The organism is Brachybacterium halotolerans subsp. kimchii (assembly GCF_020792675.1).
Taxonomy (GTDB): Bacteria; Actinomycetota; Actinomycetes; order Actinomycetales; family Dermabacteraceae; genus Brachybacterium; species Brachybacterium halotolerans.
On the sequence record NZ_CP086254.1, the window covers coordinates 2,681,685 to 2,694,495 of the forward strand.

Here is a 12,811-nt window from a genome sequence, read left to right on the forward strand (position 1 = left end):
CCTCGACGGGCACGACCATTCCCACGTGGAGAGAATCTCTGGCCTCGGGCTTCGCGGACCGGTAGCGTCGGAGCCCCGCACCTCGAAAGGCATTCGACGATGACTGCTCGCGCGACCGCTGGCACGCCCCTGCGCGCCTCCGCCCAGGACGGCACCCACCCTCGCCCCACCCTGATCCGTGAGAGCTGGACCAGCCTCGACGGCACCTGGGACTTCGCCCGTGACGACGAGGACCGCGGCCTCGCCGAGCACTGGTTCATCGGCGGATCCGCGGATGCGGGCGCGTCCGACGCCACCCGTCCCGACCCGCTCGACCGACAGATCCAGGTGCCCTTCGTCCCCGAGAGCGAGGCCTCCGGGATCGGTGACCGCGGCTTCCACCCCGTCGTCTGGTACCGGCGCACCGCCCGGGTCTCCCCGCCAGCAGGGCATCGCGCCCTGCTGCACCTCGGCGCGGTCGACCACGAGGCGATGGTGTGGGTCAACGGCCGCCTCGCCGGGCAGCACACCGGCGGGCAGACCGCCTTCACCGTCGACCTCACCGACCACCTCGCCGACGACGGCACCGCGGTGATCGTGGTCCGCGCCGCCGACGACCCACACGACGTGGACCTGCCCCACGGCAAGCAGGACTGGGAGGAGAAGCCCCACGGCATCTGGTACGACCGCACCACCGGCATCTGGCGCACGGTGTGGATCGAGATCGTGCCGGACCAACACGTCACGGCCTTCACCGCCGAGACGGACCTCGCCCGCTGCCGCGTCGAGGTGGTCGTGGACCTGGCCCGTCGGCCCCGCCCCGGCACCTGGGTGCGCGTCGAGCTCAGCAGCACGACGGCTCGCGGCACCGAGCAGCTCGGCGCGATCGAGCTCGACGCCGTGGAGCCCCGCGTCGCCGGCGCCGTCGAGATCTCCGCACTGCGCAACACCCAGGCCCGCGACCGCCTGCTGTGGCGACCCGGCCACCCGCACCTCGTGGACGCCCGCGTCCTCGTGCTCGCCAGCGACGACGACGGCGCGGATGCGGGCGGGGGCGTCGTCCGCGACGAGGCCTTCGGCTACCTGGGTCTGCGCACCGTCGGGGTCGACCGGGGCTGGTTCCTGCTCAACGGCGAGCCCTGCTACGTGCGATCCGTCCTCGAGCAGGGCTTCTGGCCGGACACGCACCTCACCCCGCCGTCGGCCGATGCCTGCCGCGAGGAGGTCGGGCTGATCCTCGACCTCGGCTTCAACGCAGCCCGCATCCACCAGAAGACCGAGGACCCGCGCCTGCTGTTCCAGGCCGACCGCCAGGGTCTGATGATCTGGGGCGAGACCGCGAACGCCTATACGTACTCGCCGCGCGCCGTCGCCGCGCTCAGCTCCGAGTGGGCCGAGACCGTCGCCCAGTACCGCGCCCACCCGAGCATCGTCACCTGGGTGCCGATCAACGAGAGCTGGGGCGTGCGCGACCTCTCCGGCCACCCCGGACAGCGCCAGCTCGCCCTCGCCATGACCGCCCTGACCCGGGCCCTCGACCCGAGCCGGCCCGTCGTCTCCAACGACGGCTACGAGCACACCGGCGGCGACCTGCTCACCGTCCACGACTACTGCACCGACCCGCCCCGGCTGCGCGCCCACTACGCCGACGCCGCCGCCCTCGAACGCACGATCACCGGCATGGGCCCGCAGGGGCGCAGGCCCGTCCTCGACGGCCCGAGCGAGCTCGGCCCCGACGCCCCCGTGATGCTCACCGAGTTCGGCGGCATCGCCTTCGCCGTGGCCGAGACCTGGGGATACGCGGTCGTCGGCAGCGAGGAGGAGTTCACCGAGCGCGTCGGCGGCCTCTTCGAGGCCGTCACCGCGAGCCCCGTCCTCGCCGGCTTCTGCTACACCCAGCTCACCGACACCCAGCAGGAGGCCAACGGCCTCGCGACCGCCGACCGTCGGCCGAAGCTCGATGCCGCGGTGATCCGCGGCTTCGTCACCGGGGAGGCCGGCGCATGAGCGCCGCTCCCGCATCGGACCCCGCGTCCGACGACACCTGGAACCCGCTCCCCGGCGTCGCGGTCGCCCTCCCGCTCGGCGCGATCCGGCCTCGCGGCTGGCTCGAACGGCAGCTGCGCCTGCAGGCCGACGGGATCACCGGACGTCTGCCCGAGGTCTGGCCGGACGTCGGCCCCGACAGCGGCTGGCTCGGCGGGGACGGCGAGAGCTGGGAGCGCGGCCCCTACTACCTCGACGGACTCGTCTCCCTCGCGCACGTGCTCGGCGACGAGCAGCTCATCGCCCAGGCCCGGCCCTGGATCGAATGGATGCTCGGCTCCCAGCGCGAGGACGGCTTCTTCGGGCCGACGGCCGACGAGGACTGGTGGCCGCGCATGGTCGCCGCGAAGGTGCTGATCCAGCACGCCGAGGCGACCGGCGATCCGCGCGTCGTCCCGTTCCTGCTGCGCTGGCACCGCTTCCAGCTCGCGCACCTGCCCGCGCGCCCGCTCGCGCAGTGGGCGAAGGCACGCGGCGCCGAGGACGTGCTCACGATCGCCTGGACCCGCGCACACCTCCCGGCGGAGCAGGCGGAGGCGAGCGGCCGGCTCGAGGACCTCGTCCGCCTCGTCCTCTCCCAGACCTTCGACTGGGACACCCACCTCATCGAGCGCGTCATCACCGGTCAGGCCCAGGTCTCCGCCCACTCGGCCCACGGCGTGAACGTCGCGATGGGACTCAAGACCGGCGCCGCCGCCCAGCTCGTCGACGGCGATCCCGGCCATCGCGCGCGCACCGAGGAGGCCCTCGCGCACCTCATGCGCTGGCACGGCCAGGCCCACGGCTGGTTCTCCGGCGACGAGTGGCTGGGCGGGCGCGAGGCGACCGCCGGCATCGAGACCTGCCTGGTCGTGGAGATGATGCACACGGTCGAGGTGCTCGCGAAGGTGTACGGCGACGCCGTGCAGGGCGACCGCCTCGAGTCTCTCGCCTTCAACCTGCTCGCGGCCTCGTGCGATCCACGGATGCGAGCCCACCAGTACCACCAGCAGGGCACCCAGATCGAGGTCTCCGTCGCCCACCGCGACTGGTCGTTCTCGAGCGACGACGCGAACATGTTCGGCCTCGAGCCGCACTTCGGATGCTGCACCGCGAACCTCCACCAGGGCTGGCCCAAGTTCGCCGCCAACCTCTGGGTGCGCGACCCCGACGGCGGCCTCCGCGCCGTCGCCTACGCACCCTGCACGATCGACGTCGACGCGGACGGCACGCAGCTCCACCTCGACGTGATCACCGACTACCCGTTCCGCGACAGCGTGCGGATCCTGGTGCGCGGGGGAGACCGGCCGGAACCGGCCGCCGCGGAGAACGCCGAGGTGCCGCTGCGCCTGCGCATCCCCACCTGGTGCGATGCGCCGCGACTGGTCGTGGACGGCGAGGAGGTCCCGGTCGAACCGTCGGCCGACGGGCACGTGGAGCTACGCCGCGCCTGGCACGGCGAGAACACCATCGAGCTCACGCTGCCGATGCGCGCCCGCGTCGAGCGGCGCGAGCGGCAGGCCGCCGCGGTGCACGTGGGCCCGCTGGTCATGGTCGCGACCCCGGGCGAGAACTGGATGGAGGTCCCGGACGCCCCCGGCCTGGGGGAGTGGGAGATCCGCCCGCGGGGGAACTGGAGCTGGGCGCTCGCCGACGTCGAGCAGGCAGGTGCCTGGCAGATCGGCCACGGCGAGATCCCCGCCGCTCCCTTCGCTGCGGGAGAGGCCCTCACCCTCGAGGCCCGCGGCAGCCGCCTCTCCCAGTGGCAGGCGGACGGCGCCTCGGCGACCCCGCCGCCGGCGAGCCCGGTGCTCGAGCACGGTCCCGTGCACGGGCTGCGCCTCGTCCCCTACGGCACGGCGCGCCTGCGCGTCATGGAGTTCCCGGTGATCGGGGCGTGGCTCAGCGACGGCAACGAGGACGAGTTCTGATACCTATGGGGCCATGGAACCCCTGAACCGGTCGACCTTCTCCCCGCTCACGCAGATCGGGGTGTCCGCCCCGCCCACCCCTGGCATGATCCATCTGGGGCTCGGGAACTTCCATCGCGCCCACACCGCGGTGTACACCGCGCGGGCGATGGAGGCCGCGGGCGGGGACTGGGGGATCAGCGCGTTCGGGCACCGCAGCCGAGCCGTCGTCGACGCCATGACTGCCCAGGACGGCCTCTACTCGGTCCTGCAGCTGTCCCCGCAGGGTGAGAACGCGCAGATCGTCGACGTGCACCGGCGCTTGGGGATCCTCACCGAGGACCCCGCGGCCGTCGTCGCGGAGATCGCCGACCCCGCACGCAGGATCCTCACCCTCACCGTCTCCGAGGGCGGCTACGGCTGGTCGCCCAACGCCCGGGGCCTGGACCTCGAGGACCCGGCCATCCGCGCCGACCTCGCCGCGGGAACGGGGACGAGCGCGGGATCCGGCGACGCCCCGCGCACGGTCATCGGCACGATCGCCCGGGGCATCGAGCGCCGCGCCGCGAGCGGCGAGCCGTTCACGATCCAGTCCTGCGACAACCTCCAGGGCAACGGCGACGTCGCCCGCGCCGTCGTCACGCAGTTCCTCCAGGAGGTCGGGGCCGACGAGGACGTGCTGCGCTTCGCCGGCACCCGCGTGGGCTTCCCGAACTCGATGGTCGACCGCATCGTGCCCTCGACCACGGACGACACCCGACGCAGCGTCGAGCGCCTGCTGGGCATGCGCGACGAGGCCCCGGTGCGCACCGAGGAGTTCACCATGTGGGTGATGCAGGAGGACCACCCCGGTGGCCGTCCTGGCTGGGAGGCCGGCGGGGCCGTGCTCAGCGACCAGGTGGATCGCTACGAGCTCGTGAAGCTGCGCCTGGTCAACGCCTCGCAGTCGCTCCTCGCCTACCTGGGCGTGCTCCAGGGGATCCCCACCATCCCCGGCACCTGGCAGCGCCCGGCCGTGCAGGACACCGTGCTCGCGCAGATCCGCCGCGACGCCCTGCCCACGATCCCGCTGCCCGACGGCCTGGACCCGGAGGAGTACATCGCCTCGCTCGTGCGGCGCTGGGAGAACGTGCCGCTCGCGGACTCGACCTCCCGCATCGCATCGCTCGGCTCCATCCGCTTGCCCCAGCGCATCCCGGTCGCCGCGCTCCAGCACCTGCGTGAGGGGCACATGCCGCACGTGTTCGCCCTGCTCATCGCCGGATGGATCGCGACGATCGTCCAGCCCGACGGTGTGGCCGTCACCCCCGAGATGGCGGCGGTCGACGAGCCCGCGCGCGAGCGCATCCTGCGCTCCGTCGGCTCCGCGACCGCTCCGCGCGAGATCGCCCGCGCCGTGCTCGACGCGGGCTTCCTGGGGCACGACCTGCCCCGCGAGGAAGCGTTCACCGAACACGTCGGCGAGCTGCTCGAGGTGATCGCCCGCCACGGCATCGAGGCGGCGATGAAGGACGCGGTGGGCTGAGAGGCCCTGCTCAGGCACGGCCCGCGGAAGCGGTGCCGTGGCACGATGCACCCGTGCCCTCCGAGAAGCTGCTGACGATCAGCACGTTCGCGCGTGCCGTCGGTGTCCCCGCGAGTGCCCTGAGGCATTATGCGGCGCTCCACGTCCTCGAGCCCGCTGACGTCGACACAGTCAGCGGATACCGGTACTACGCGCCGTCGCAGATCGAGGACGGCTTGGTCGTCGCCCAGATGCGCGCCGCGCACGTGCCGATCCAGACGATGCGCACGATCCTGCACGGATCCGCGAGCGGTGCCGCAGCAGCCCTCGAGGACCTGCTCGCGGAGCACAGCGACCATGCCCGTGATCGACGCGTCGAACTGGGTCGTCTGCGCCGACGTTTCCTCTCCGGGCCGGCGGACCAGAAGCCGACCAGCGCCGCCCTGTCCGGACCGCAGCTCTCACGCGCCCTCCATGACGTGCTCGCGGCGACGATGTATGCCGAAGGGAACGTCGCTGGGGTGACCTTGGAGATCGCTGCCGGAGGCGTCGAGCTCGCCGCCACGGATCGGTACTGGCTCGTTCGCCGAGTCCTGCGAACAGACGCCGAGGGCGGTCCCACGCGCGTCACGCTCGCGCCGACCCAGGCGCGCGAGATCGCTGATCTCACGGCGTCGGAGCCTCGGGTCGAGGTCGACCTGGATCGGGACGCGATCGTCATCAGGCCGGCGGGGTCTTCGTCAGACGCCACGTCGTATCCCGCGGTGGACCGTGCCGTCCCACATCTGGGTCTTCTCGTCACCACTCAGCCGGATCCCGTCGTGCTGATGAGCGTGGATCGGCTCTCGCTCCTGGACGCGCTGCAGAGTCATGCACCGAACGAGCCCTTGCGGATCTGCGCGATCGACGAGCAGGCACGCGTCGGGGACGAGATTCTGCAGGGATGGTCTCGCGGCCCCGCGGCACACGCAGAATCGGGCGGCGCGACGATCCACATCCAGCCCGCGCTCCTCGCACGCGCGATCACCCTGGTCGACGGCGCGGACGTGCTGCTGTCGTGGAGCGGCGCCGACGCGCCCATGTTCGTCGAGCCGGACGCGCACGACACCCTCACCTGCCTCGTGATGCCCATGAGGGTTTGACCTTCATGTCGCGTGAAGCCCCAGCCTCAGGGCATGAACACGCGAACGACGACACCGCCCGCGCGACGCCGCCTTCCTCTGGGCTTCCACCTGTGGTGGTGCGTGGCCACCCTCGTCTCGGGTGCGGATGCGATGCTGGGCTTCGCTCTGATCTGGGTCGCGACCGGCCTCGGTCCGACCGCGGTGGCCCTGGTCAGCACCCTCGCCGTGGTCCCCAGGATTGCGCTGCTCCTCGTGGGCGGCGCGGTCGGGGATCAGGTGGGTCCCCGCCGCATGCTCGTGATCGCCACGATGGCGCAGGTGGTCGTGCTCCTCACGCTGATCCCGGTGCATCGGCTCGCGTCGGCTCTGGTCTTCCTCGCGCTCGCCTCCGGCATGCTCGCGATCGTCTCCGCCTTCCAACAACCGGCTGCCGTCGTGCTGCCACGCCTGCTCATCGACGGTCCCGACCAGCTCCCGCGTGCTCTCGCGCGGATCTCGGGGAGCACGCAGGCGGCACGCATCATCGGGGTCGCCTCCGGCGGCATCGCGGTGCAGGCGTGGGCGCTCGAGAATCTGATCCTCACCAGTGCGGTTGCAGCCACCTCCTCCCTCGGCGCCCTGCTGATCCTGGCCTCCAGGATCCGGTCAGCGCCCGAGTCGCACGGCCTCACGGTGAAGGGCGGGGTCTCCGTGCCCCGAGCGATCCTCGACGGGATCCGCTCGGCACATCACCTGCGCATCTGGCCGTTGCTGGGCGCCGTCGCTCTGCTCTGTGCCGCTGTGCTGCCGACGATCGGAGTGGTCCTGCCGAGCGCAGCCCGGCTTGCGGAGTGGTCGAGTTCCAGGACGGGCCTGCTCGAATCCGCGTGGGCGGCGGGCAGCCTGGGCGTGACCTTCCTGATCTCTTTCACGGGCACGAGCAGGCACATGACGTGGGCTCTCACGTCAGGGCTGGTCGTGGTGGGCGTGGCGCTCGCTGTCCTCGCACTGCGCTTCACACCGGGAACGGGGACCGGCGCCTGTCTCGTGCTGGGGATCGGGACGGCCCTGGCGACGACCCATATCGCGCCGGCGCTGTTGAGTCTCGCCCCTCCGGATCAGATGACGCGATACCAGTCACTGATGACCATCGTGCAGCTCGCGCCGCCCCTGCTCCTGAACGCTCCGTTCTCCGCGCTCGCGGGCACGGGGCACGCGAAGCTCGCGCTCATCGTCGCCGGGGTCGCCTCGGTGCTCGGCGCCGCGCTGATTCTCCATGAGGCGAGATCCCGACGTCAGCATGCGCTGTCGTCGGATGCCGATGCTCCCTCGGCCTTCGGCTGACGGGGGACCGGAGCGATGGGACCCGGGGCTCAGCCCCGCCCCATCACCGTGAACCCGCTGGGCCCGAGACGTTCGAGCTCCTCGCGCAGCAGAGCCCCGAGCTCTGCGCGCCGCTCCTCGTCCATGCGCTCGGCAGGCCCGGTGATGCTCACGGCCGCGGCCCGGCCGTCGAAGCGCAGCGCGGCGACGCCCACGCAGGCGATGCCCTGCTCGTTCTCCTGGACCTCGGCGGACCAGCCGCGCTCCCTCGCCTCGTCGACGACCTCCTGCAGCCGGGCCGGCGGCACGACCAGGCCGCCGTCGGCCGTCGTCGCCTCCGCGTAGGGGGCGAGAGCGGGGCCGGGAACGCCCTGCGCGGCGAGCATCGCCCGCCCCAGGGCCGTGCGCGCGGCAGGCGCCCGGTTGCCCACGCGCGACCACACCCGCAGGGTGCGCTCGGGCTCGACCTTGTCGAGGTAGAGCACGTTCGTGCCGTCCATCGTCCCCAGGTGCACGAGCTCCTGCGAGCTGCGGCTGATGCTCGCCAGCACGGGGGAGAACAGCGCTGGCAGATGGTCCCCGCGCGCATAGCGCTCGGCGAGGACGATGGGCGCGCTGCCCAGGCGGTACCGCTGGTCGGAGGGGTCCTGGACGGCGAAGCCCCGGTGCGCGAGGGCCTGCAGGATGCGGTGCGAGGAGGCCTTGTGGAAGCCGCTCGCCTCCGCGATCTCGCGCAGCATGAGGCCGTCGGGCCCCGCCTCGGCGAGCACGTCGAGCAGCACGAGCGCCTTGTCGATGCTGCCGACGGGGGAGGAGGACGTCGGGTCGGAGCCAGGGGCTGTCGGCATGGGGGCCTTCCGGATCGGTGGGCGAGCCGTGCCCCTCGACGGGGAGCGGACGGCACGCGGTCGGCGATGACCAGGGTGCGGGCGCGATCTTGCCGGGCCCGCGAGGCGGGCCTATAGTGATCACGCATTGCGGAACTGTCGTTTCAGGATACAAAACGATAGGCGATTCCGCCACCGGAACCACAGAAGTCGCCGACACCGGCGCCGCGCGGCCCGCGCGAGGAGGAACGACGATGAAGTCCCTGGTCATCCATGGTGCGGAGGACATCCGCCTCGAGGATCAGCCCGTGCCCGAGCCCGCCGAGGGCCAGGTGCGCCTGCGCGTGAAGTACGTGGGCATCTGCGGCTCCGACCTGCACTACTACTACCTCGGCCGCAACGGCGAGAACCTCGTGCGGGAGCCCTTCGTCCCCGGCCACGAGCTCTCGGCGACGGTTGACCTCGACCCCTCCGGCGAGCTCGCCCCGGGCACTCCCGTGACCGTGCACCCCGCCCGCTACGGCGCTCCGGTCGAGGGCCTCGAGGAGCGTCCGCACCTCTGGCCCGGAGGCGACTACCTGGGCAGCGCGGGCGTGTTCCCGCACCGCCAGGGCGCCGCCGCGGAGCAGCTCGTCGTCGAGCGCGACATGGTGCGTGTCCTGCCCGAGGGCCTCTCCCTCGAGACCGCCGCCCTCGCCGAGCCGCTGGCCGTGTCCATCCACGCCGTGAACATCGCGGGCGACGTCGCCGGACGCCCCGCCCTCGTCCTCGGCGCCGGCCCGATCGGCCTGCTCGCCGTCTCCGCGCTGCACCACGCGGGCGCCTCCGAGATCGTCGTCGGCGACGTGCGTCCCGAGCCCCTCGAGCGCGCCCGGGCGCTCGGCGCGACCCGCACCTTCCTCGTCACCGAGGAGCAGGTGGATCCCGGGTCCTTCCCCGTCGTCCTCGAGTGCTCGGCCGCCCCGGTCTCGCTGGGCTCGGCCGTCCGGGCCGTCGCCCCCGGCGGCATCGTCGTGCAGGTCGGGATCCTCCCGGACGCCGAGATCTCCGTGAACCTCGCCCCGCTGCTCGCGAAGGAGGCGGAGCTGCGCGGCACCTTCCGCTTCTCCACCGAGATCGACGACGCGATCACGCTGCTCGTCCAGGACCCTGCGATCGGCGAGGTCGTCACCCAGGTGATCCCCGCTGCCGACGCGACCGAGGCCTTCGCGACCGCCCGCGACGCCTCCCGCTCCGCGAAGGTCCTGCTCGCCCTCTGACCGACAGCGTCCGGGCCGACGAGGTCCGGGCGCCTCCCCGGCCGTCGGTCGTCCGTCGGGCCCGACCGACGCGCGCCCGACCGACGCGTCCGACGGACGCGGGTCCCTCGGACGCGACCCCACACCTCGAGAACACCACCGAAACCACCCCGCCCCCGGGCACCGCGCGAAGGAGCACGATGACTCACGCCCCCACCAGCGACGACTCCCCGTCGACCCCCACCGGCACCGGGCAGCCCGAGCGCAGCGTCGGCGACCTCGTGCGCGCGGCCGTCTCCGGCTGGCTGGGCACGGCGCTGGAGTTCATGGACTTCCAGCTCTACTCGCTGGCCGCCGCCCTCGTGTTCAGCGAGCTCTTCTTCGCGAACGACGACCCGGGCATGGCCGTGGTCGGCGCCATGGCCACCTACGGCGTCGGATACATCGCGCGGCCCGTCGGCGCCTGGTTCTTCGGACGCATGGGCGACCGGATCGGGCGCCGCAAGGTGCTCTTCTACACGATCGTGATCATGGGGCTCGCGACCGCCCTGATCGGCGTGCTGCCCGTGTACTCGCAGGTCGGCATGCTCGCCCCGGCGCTGCTGGTGATCCTGCGCCTCCTGCAGGGCTTCGGCGCGGGCGCCGAGATCTCCGGCGCCGGCGTCATGCTCTCCGAGTACGCGCCCGCCCGCCGACGCGGCGTGATCGCCTCGCTGGTCGCCCTCGGCACCAACTGCGGCACCCTGTTCGCCTCCGGCATCTGGGCGATCCTGCTGGTCGCCGTCACCGAGCAGCAGCTCATGGACTGGGCATGGCGCATCCCGTTCGTCGCGAGCGCCCTGGTCATGGTGTTCGCCGTATGGGTCCGCCTGACCCTCAAGGAGAGCCCCGTCTTCGAGGCCCGCGAGGACGTCGTCGAGGGAGAGGCCGTCACCGCGGCCGACGTCCGGGCCGGGGACGCCCCCGCCGAGGCCGTCCGCGCGGTCGAGGCGAAGTCCCTGACCTTCAAGTCCGTGGCCGTGGCCTTCCTGCTGCGCTTCGGGCAGGCGGGCAACTCCGGGATGATCCAGACCTACCTGATCTCCTTCATCACCGTTGTGCTGATGCTGAACAAGCAGCTCTCGACCGAGGTCGTCATCATCTCCTCGCTGGTGGCCTTTGCGACCGTGCCGATCGTCGGCGCCCTCGGCGACCGCTTCGGCCGACGCACGATGTACGGCGTGACGAGCGCGGCCGCCCTCGTGCTCGTCGTGCCCTGCATGCTCGCGATCTCCAGCGGCACCACCTGGAAGGTGATCGTCGGCTACGTGGTCATCCACAACGTGTCCGTGATGTCGATGGCCTCCATGGAGAACCTCGCTCTCCCCGAGATCTTCGGCGCGAAGAACCGCTACCAGGCCACGGCCGTCGTCCGCGAGATCGCCGCCATCATCGCCACCGGCGTCGCCCCGGTGGTCGCCGCCGCCTGGGTCACCGCCGCCTCCGGTTCATGGATCCCCGTCGCGGTGATCATCGCGTTCTTCAGCGCCTGTGCGCTGTTCGCCGCGATCTGGATGAAGGAGGTCGCCGGCCGCGACCTCACCGACCCCGAGCCGGCGATGTGACCGTGCCCCGCCCCGATCCCGCCACCGACCATCCGAGAGGACTCTCATGAGCATCCGCAGAATCGACGTCGACGTCACCAGCCCGGGACGCAACTTCGTCACGGCGATCGTCACCACGGACGACGGCGTGACGGGTCTGGGCGACGGCACCCTCAACGGTCGCGAGCTCGCCGTCGCGTCCTACCTGCGCGATCACGTCGCGCCCACGCTCATCGGCCGCGACGAGACGCAGATCGAGTCGACCTGGCAGTACCTCTACCGCAGCCCCTACTGGCGGCGCGGACCGGTGACGATGGCCGCCGTCGCCGCCATCGACATGGCCCTGTGGGACATCGCCGCCAAGCGCGCGGGCGTGCCCCTGTACCGCCTGCTGGGCGGGGCGAGCCGCACCGGGCTCATGACCTACGCCCACGCCTCGGGCACCGATCTCGAGCACCTGGACGACGCGATCCGCGGATACGTCGAGCAGGGCTTCCGGGCCGTGCGCATCCAGACCGGCGTGCCGGGCCTCGGCCAGATCTACGGGGTGCACGACTCCGCGCCCGGCGGGACCTACGAGTACGAGCCCGCCGGTCGTCTCGCGGCCGACGCGCCCCGCCGCCCCGAGGAGGAGACCTGGGACACCGCCGCCTACCTGCGGCACCTGCCGACGGTCTTCGAGCACGTGCGCAGCGAGTTCGGCCCCGAGCTGCACCTCCTGCACGACGGCCACCACCGGATGCGCCCCATCGAGGCAGCCCGCCTGGCGAGCGATCTCGAGCCCTACCGTCCGTTCTGGCTCGAGGACTGCACCCCCGGTGAGGACCAGAGCGCGCTGCGCCTGGTGCGCGAGCACTCCACGACCCCGCTCGCGATCGGCGAGGTCTTCAACTCCGTCTTCGACTACCAGACCCTCATCACCGAGCGGCTCATCGACTACGTGCGCTCCTCCGCGACCCACGCCGGCGGCGTGACCGGCCTGCGCCAGCTGATGACCTTCGCGGGGATCTACGGCATCCGCTCCGGATTCCACGGGCCGACGGACGTCTCCCCGGTGGGCATGGCCGCGCACCTGCACCTGGGCCTGGCGATCCACAACTTCGGCATCCAGGAGTTTATGCCGCACTCCGCGCGCACCCTCGAGGTGTTCCGCACCTCGTTTACGTTCGCCGACGGCATGCTCCAACCGGGGGAGACCCCCGGCCTGGGCGTCGAGCTGGACCGCGAGGCCGCCGCCGCCCACCCCTACGAGCCGGCCTACCTGCCCGTGAACCGCCTGCGCGACGGCACCGTGCACGACTGGTGAGCGACGCCCACCC

General features: G+C 72.2%; 9 protein-coding genes. 8 read left to right on the forward strand and 1 reads right to left on the reverse strand.

What is annotated here, in order from left to right:
• The first annotated feature begins 99 nt into the window (after nucleotides 1–99).
• Genes Bra3105_RS12070 through Bra3105_RS12090 form a run of 5 tightly spaced genes read left to right on the forward strand, consistent with a single transcriptional unit; the run spans nucleotide 100 to nucleotide 7,865 of the window.
• Nucleotides 100–1,986 carry a glycoside hydrolase family 2 protein gene (locus Bra3105_RS12070; RefSeq protein WP_228356964.1) on the forward strand — a complete coding sequence of 629 codons (1,887 nt, stop codon included), beginning with the start codon at nucleotides 100–102 and terminating at the stop codon, nucleotides 1,984–1,986.
• Nucleotides 1,983–3,935 (forward strand): glycoside hydrolase family protein, encoded by a 1,953-nt coding sequence (locus Bra3105_RS12075; protein WP_228356965.1) that lies wholly within the window; start codon nucleotides 1,983–1,985, stop codon nucleotides 3,933–3,935. The genes Bra3105_RS12070 and Bra3105_RS12075 overlap by 4 nt, the downstream gene beginning before the upstream one ends.
• Nucleotides 3,936–3,948: 13 nt before the next feature.
• Nucleotides 3,949–5,439, forward strand: a complete 1,491-nt coding sequence (locus Bra3105_RS12080) for a mannitol dehydrogenase family protein (protein ID WP_228356966.1) — start codon at nucleotides 3,949–3,951, stop codon at nucleotides 5,437–5,439.
• A gap of 53 nt (nucleotides 5,440–5,492) precedes the next feature.
• Entirely contained in the window at nucleotides 5,493–6,560 is a 1,068-nt protein-coding gene (locus Bra3105_RS12085) for a MerR family transcriptional regulator (protein ID WP_228356967.1), read from the forward strand.
• Between the two features lie 33 nt (nucleotides 6,561–6,593).
• Nucleotides 6,594–7,865 (forward strand): MFS transporter, encoded by a 1,272-nt coding sequence (locus tag Bra3105_RS12090; protein ID WP_228356968.1) that lies wholly within the window; start codon nucleotides 6,594–6,596, stop codon nucleotides 7,863–7,865.
• 29 nt (nucleotides 7,866–7,894) lie between these two features.
• Here the strand turns inward: Bra3105_RS12090 and Bra3105_RS12095 are convergent, their stop codons facing one another.
• A complete protein-coding gene (locus Bra3105_RS12095) occupies nucleotides 7,895–8,692 on the reverse strand; it encodes an IclR family transcriptional regulator (protein WP_228356969.1) in 798 nt (265 codons plus the stop codon).
• A 233-nt stretch (nucleotides 8,693–8,925) separates the two neighbouring features.
• On the opposite strand from Bra3105_RS12095, the gene Bra3105_RS12100 reads away from it, so the two are divergent.
• The 3 genes from Bra3105_RS12100 to manD all read left to right on the forward strand — a co-directional run bounded on the left by Bra3105_RS12100 (nucleotide 8,926) and on the right by manD (nucleotide 12,798).
• A complete protein-coding gene (locus Bra3105_RS12100) occupies nucleotides 8,926–9,930 on the forward strand; it encodes an L-idonate 5-dehydrogenase (RefSeq protein ID WP_228356970.1) in 1,005 nt (334 codons plus the stop codon).
• Between the two features lie 179 nt (nucleotides 9,931–10,109).
• Nucleotides 10,110–11,513: an MFS transporter gene (locus Bra3105_RS12105; protein WP_228356971.1), complete on the forward strand. Its 1,404-nt coding sequence runs from the start codon at nucleotides 10,110–10,112 to the stop codon at nucleotides 11,511–11,513.
• Between the two features lie 46 nt (nucleotides 11,514–11,559).
• Entirely contained in the window at nucleotides 11,560–12,798 is a 1,239-nt protein-coding gene (gene manD / locus Bra3105_RS12110) for a D-mannonate dehydratase ManD (RefSeq protein ID WP_228356972.1), read from the forward strand.
• The last annotated feature ends 13 nt before the right edge of the window (nucleotides 12,799–12,811 follow it).

What these genes read in the sequence shown, in the direction of transcription:
- Bra3105_RS12070 (WP_228356964.1), top strand. Translation starts at nt 100, where the DNA reads ATGACTGCTCGCGCGACCGCTGGCACGCCCCTGCGCGCCTCCGCCCAG.
- Bra3105_RS12075 (WP_228356965.1), top strand. Translation starts at nt 1,983, where the DNA reads ATGAGCGCCGCTCCCGCATCGGACCCCGCGTCCGACGACACCTGGAAC.
- Bra3105_RS12080 (WP_228356966.1), top strand. Translation starts at nt 3,949, where the DNA reads ATGGAACCCCTGAACCGGTCGACCTTCTCCCCGCTCACGCAGATCGGG.
- Bra3105_RS12090 (WP_228356968.1), top strand. Translation starts at nt 6,594, where the DNA reads ATGAACACGCGAACGACGACACCGCCCGCGCGACGCCGCCTTCCTCTG.
- Bra3105_RS12095 (WP_228356969.1), bottom strand. Translation starts at nt 8,692, where the DNA reads ATGCCGACAGCCCCTGGCTCCGACCCGACGTCCTCCTCCCCCGTCGGC.
- Bra3105_RS12100 (WP_228356970.1), top strand. Translation starts at nt 8,926, where the DNA reads ATGAAGTCCCTGGTCATCCATGGTGCGGAGGACATCCGCCTCGAGGAT.
- Bra3105_RS12105 (WP_228356971.1), top strand. Translation starts at nt 10,110, where the DNA reads ATGACTCACGCCCCCACCAGCGACGACTCCCCGTCGACCCCCACCGGC.
- manD (WP_228356972.1), top strand. Translation starts at nt 11,560, where the DNA reads ATGAGCATCCGCAGAATCGACGTCGACGTCACCAGCCCGGGACGCAAC.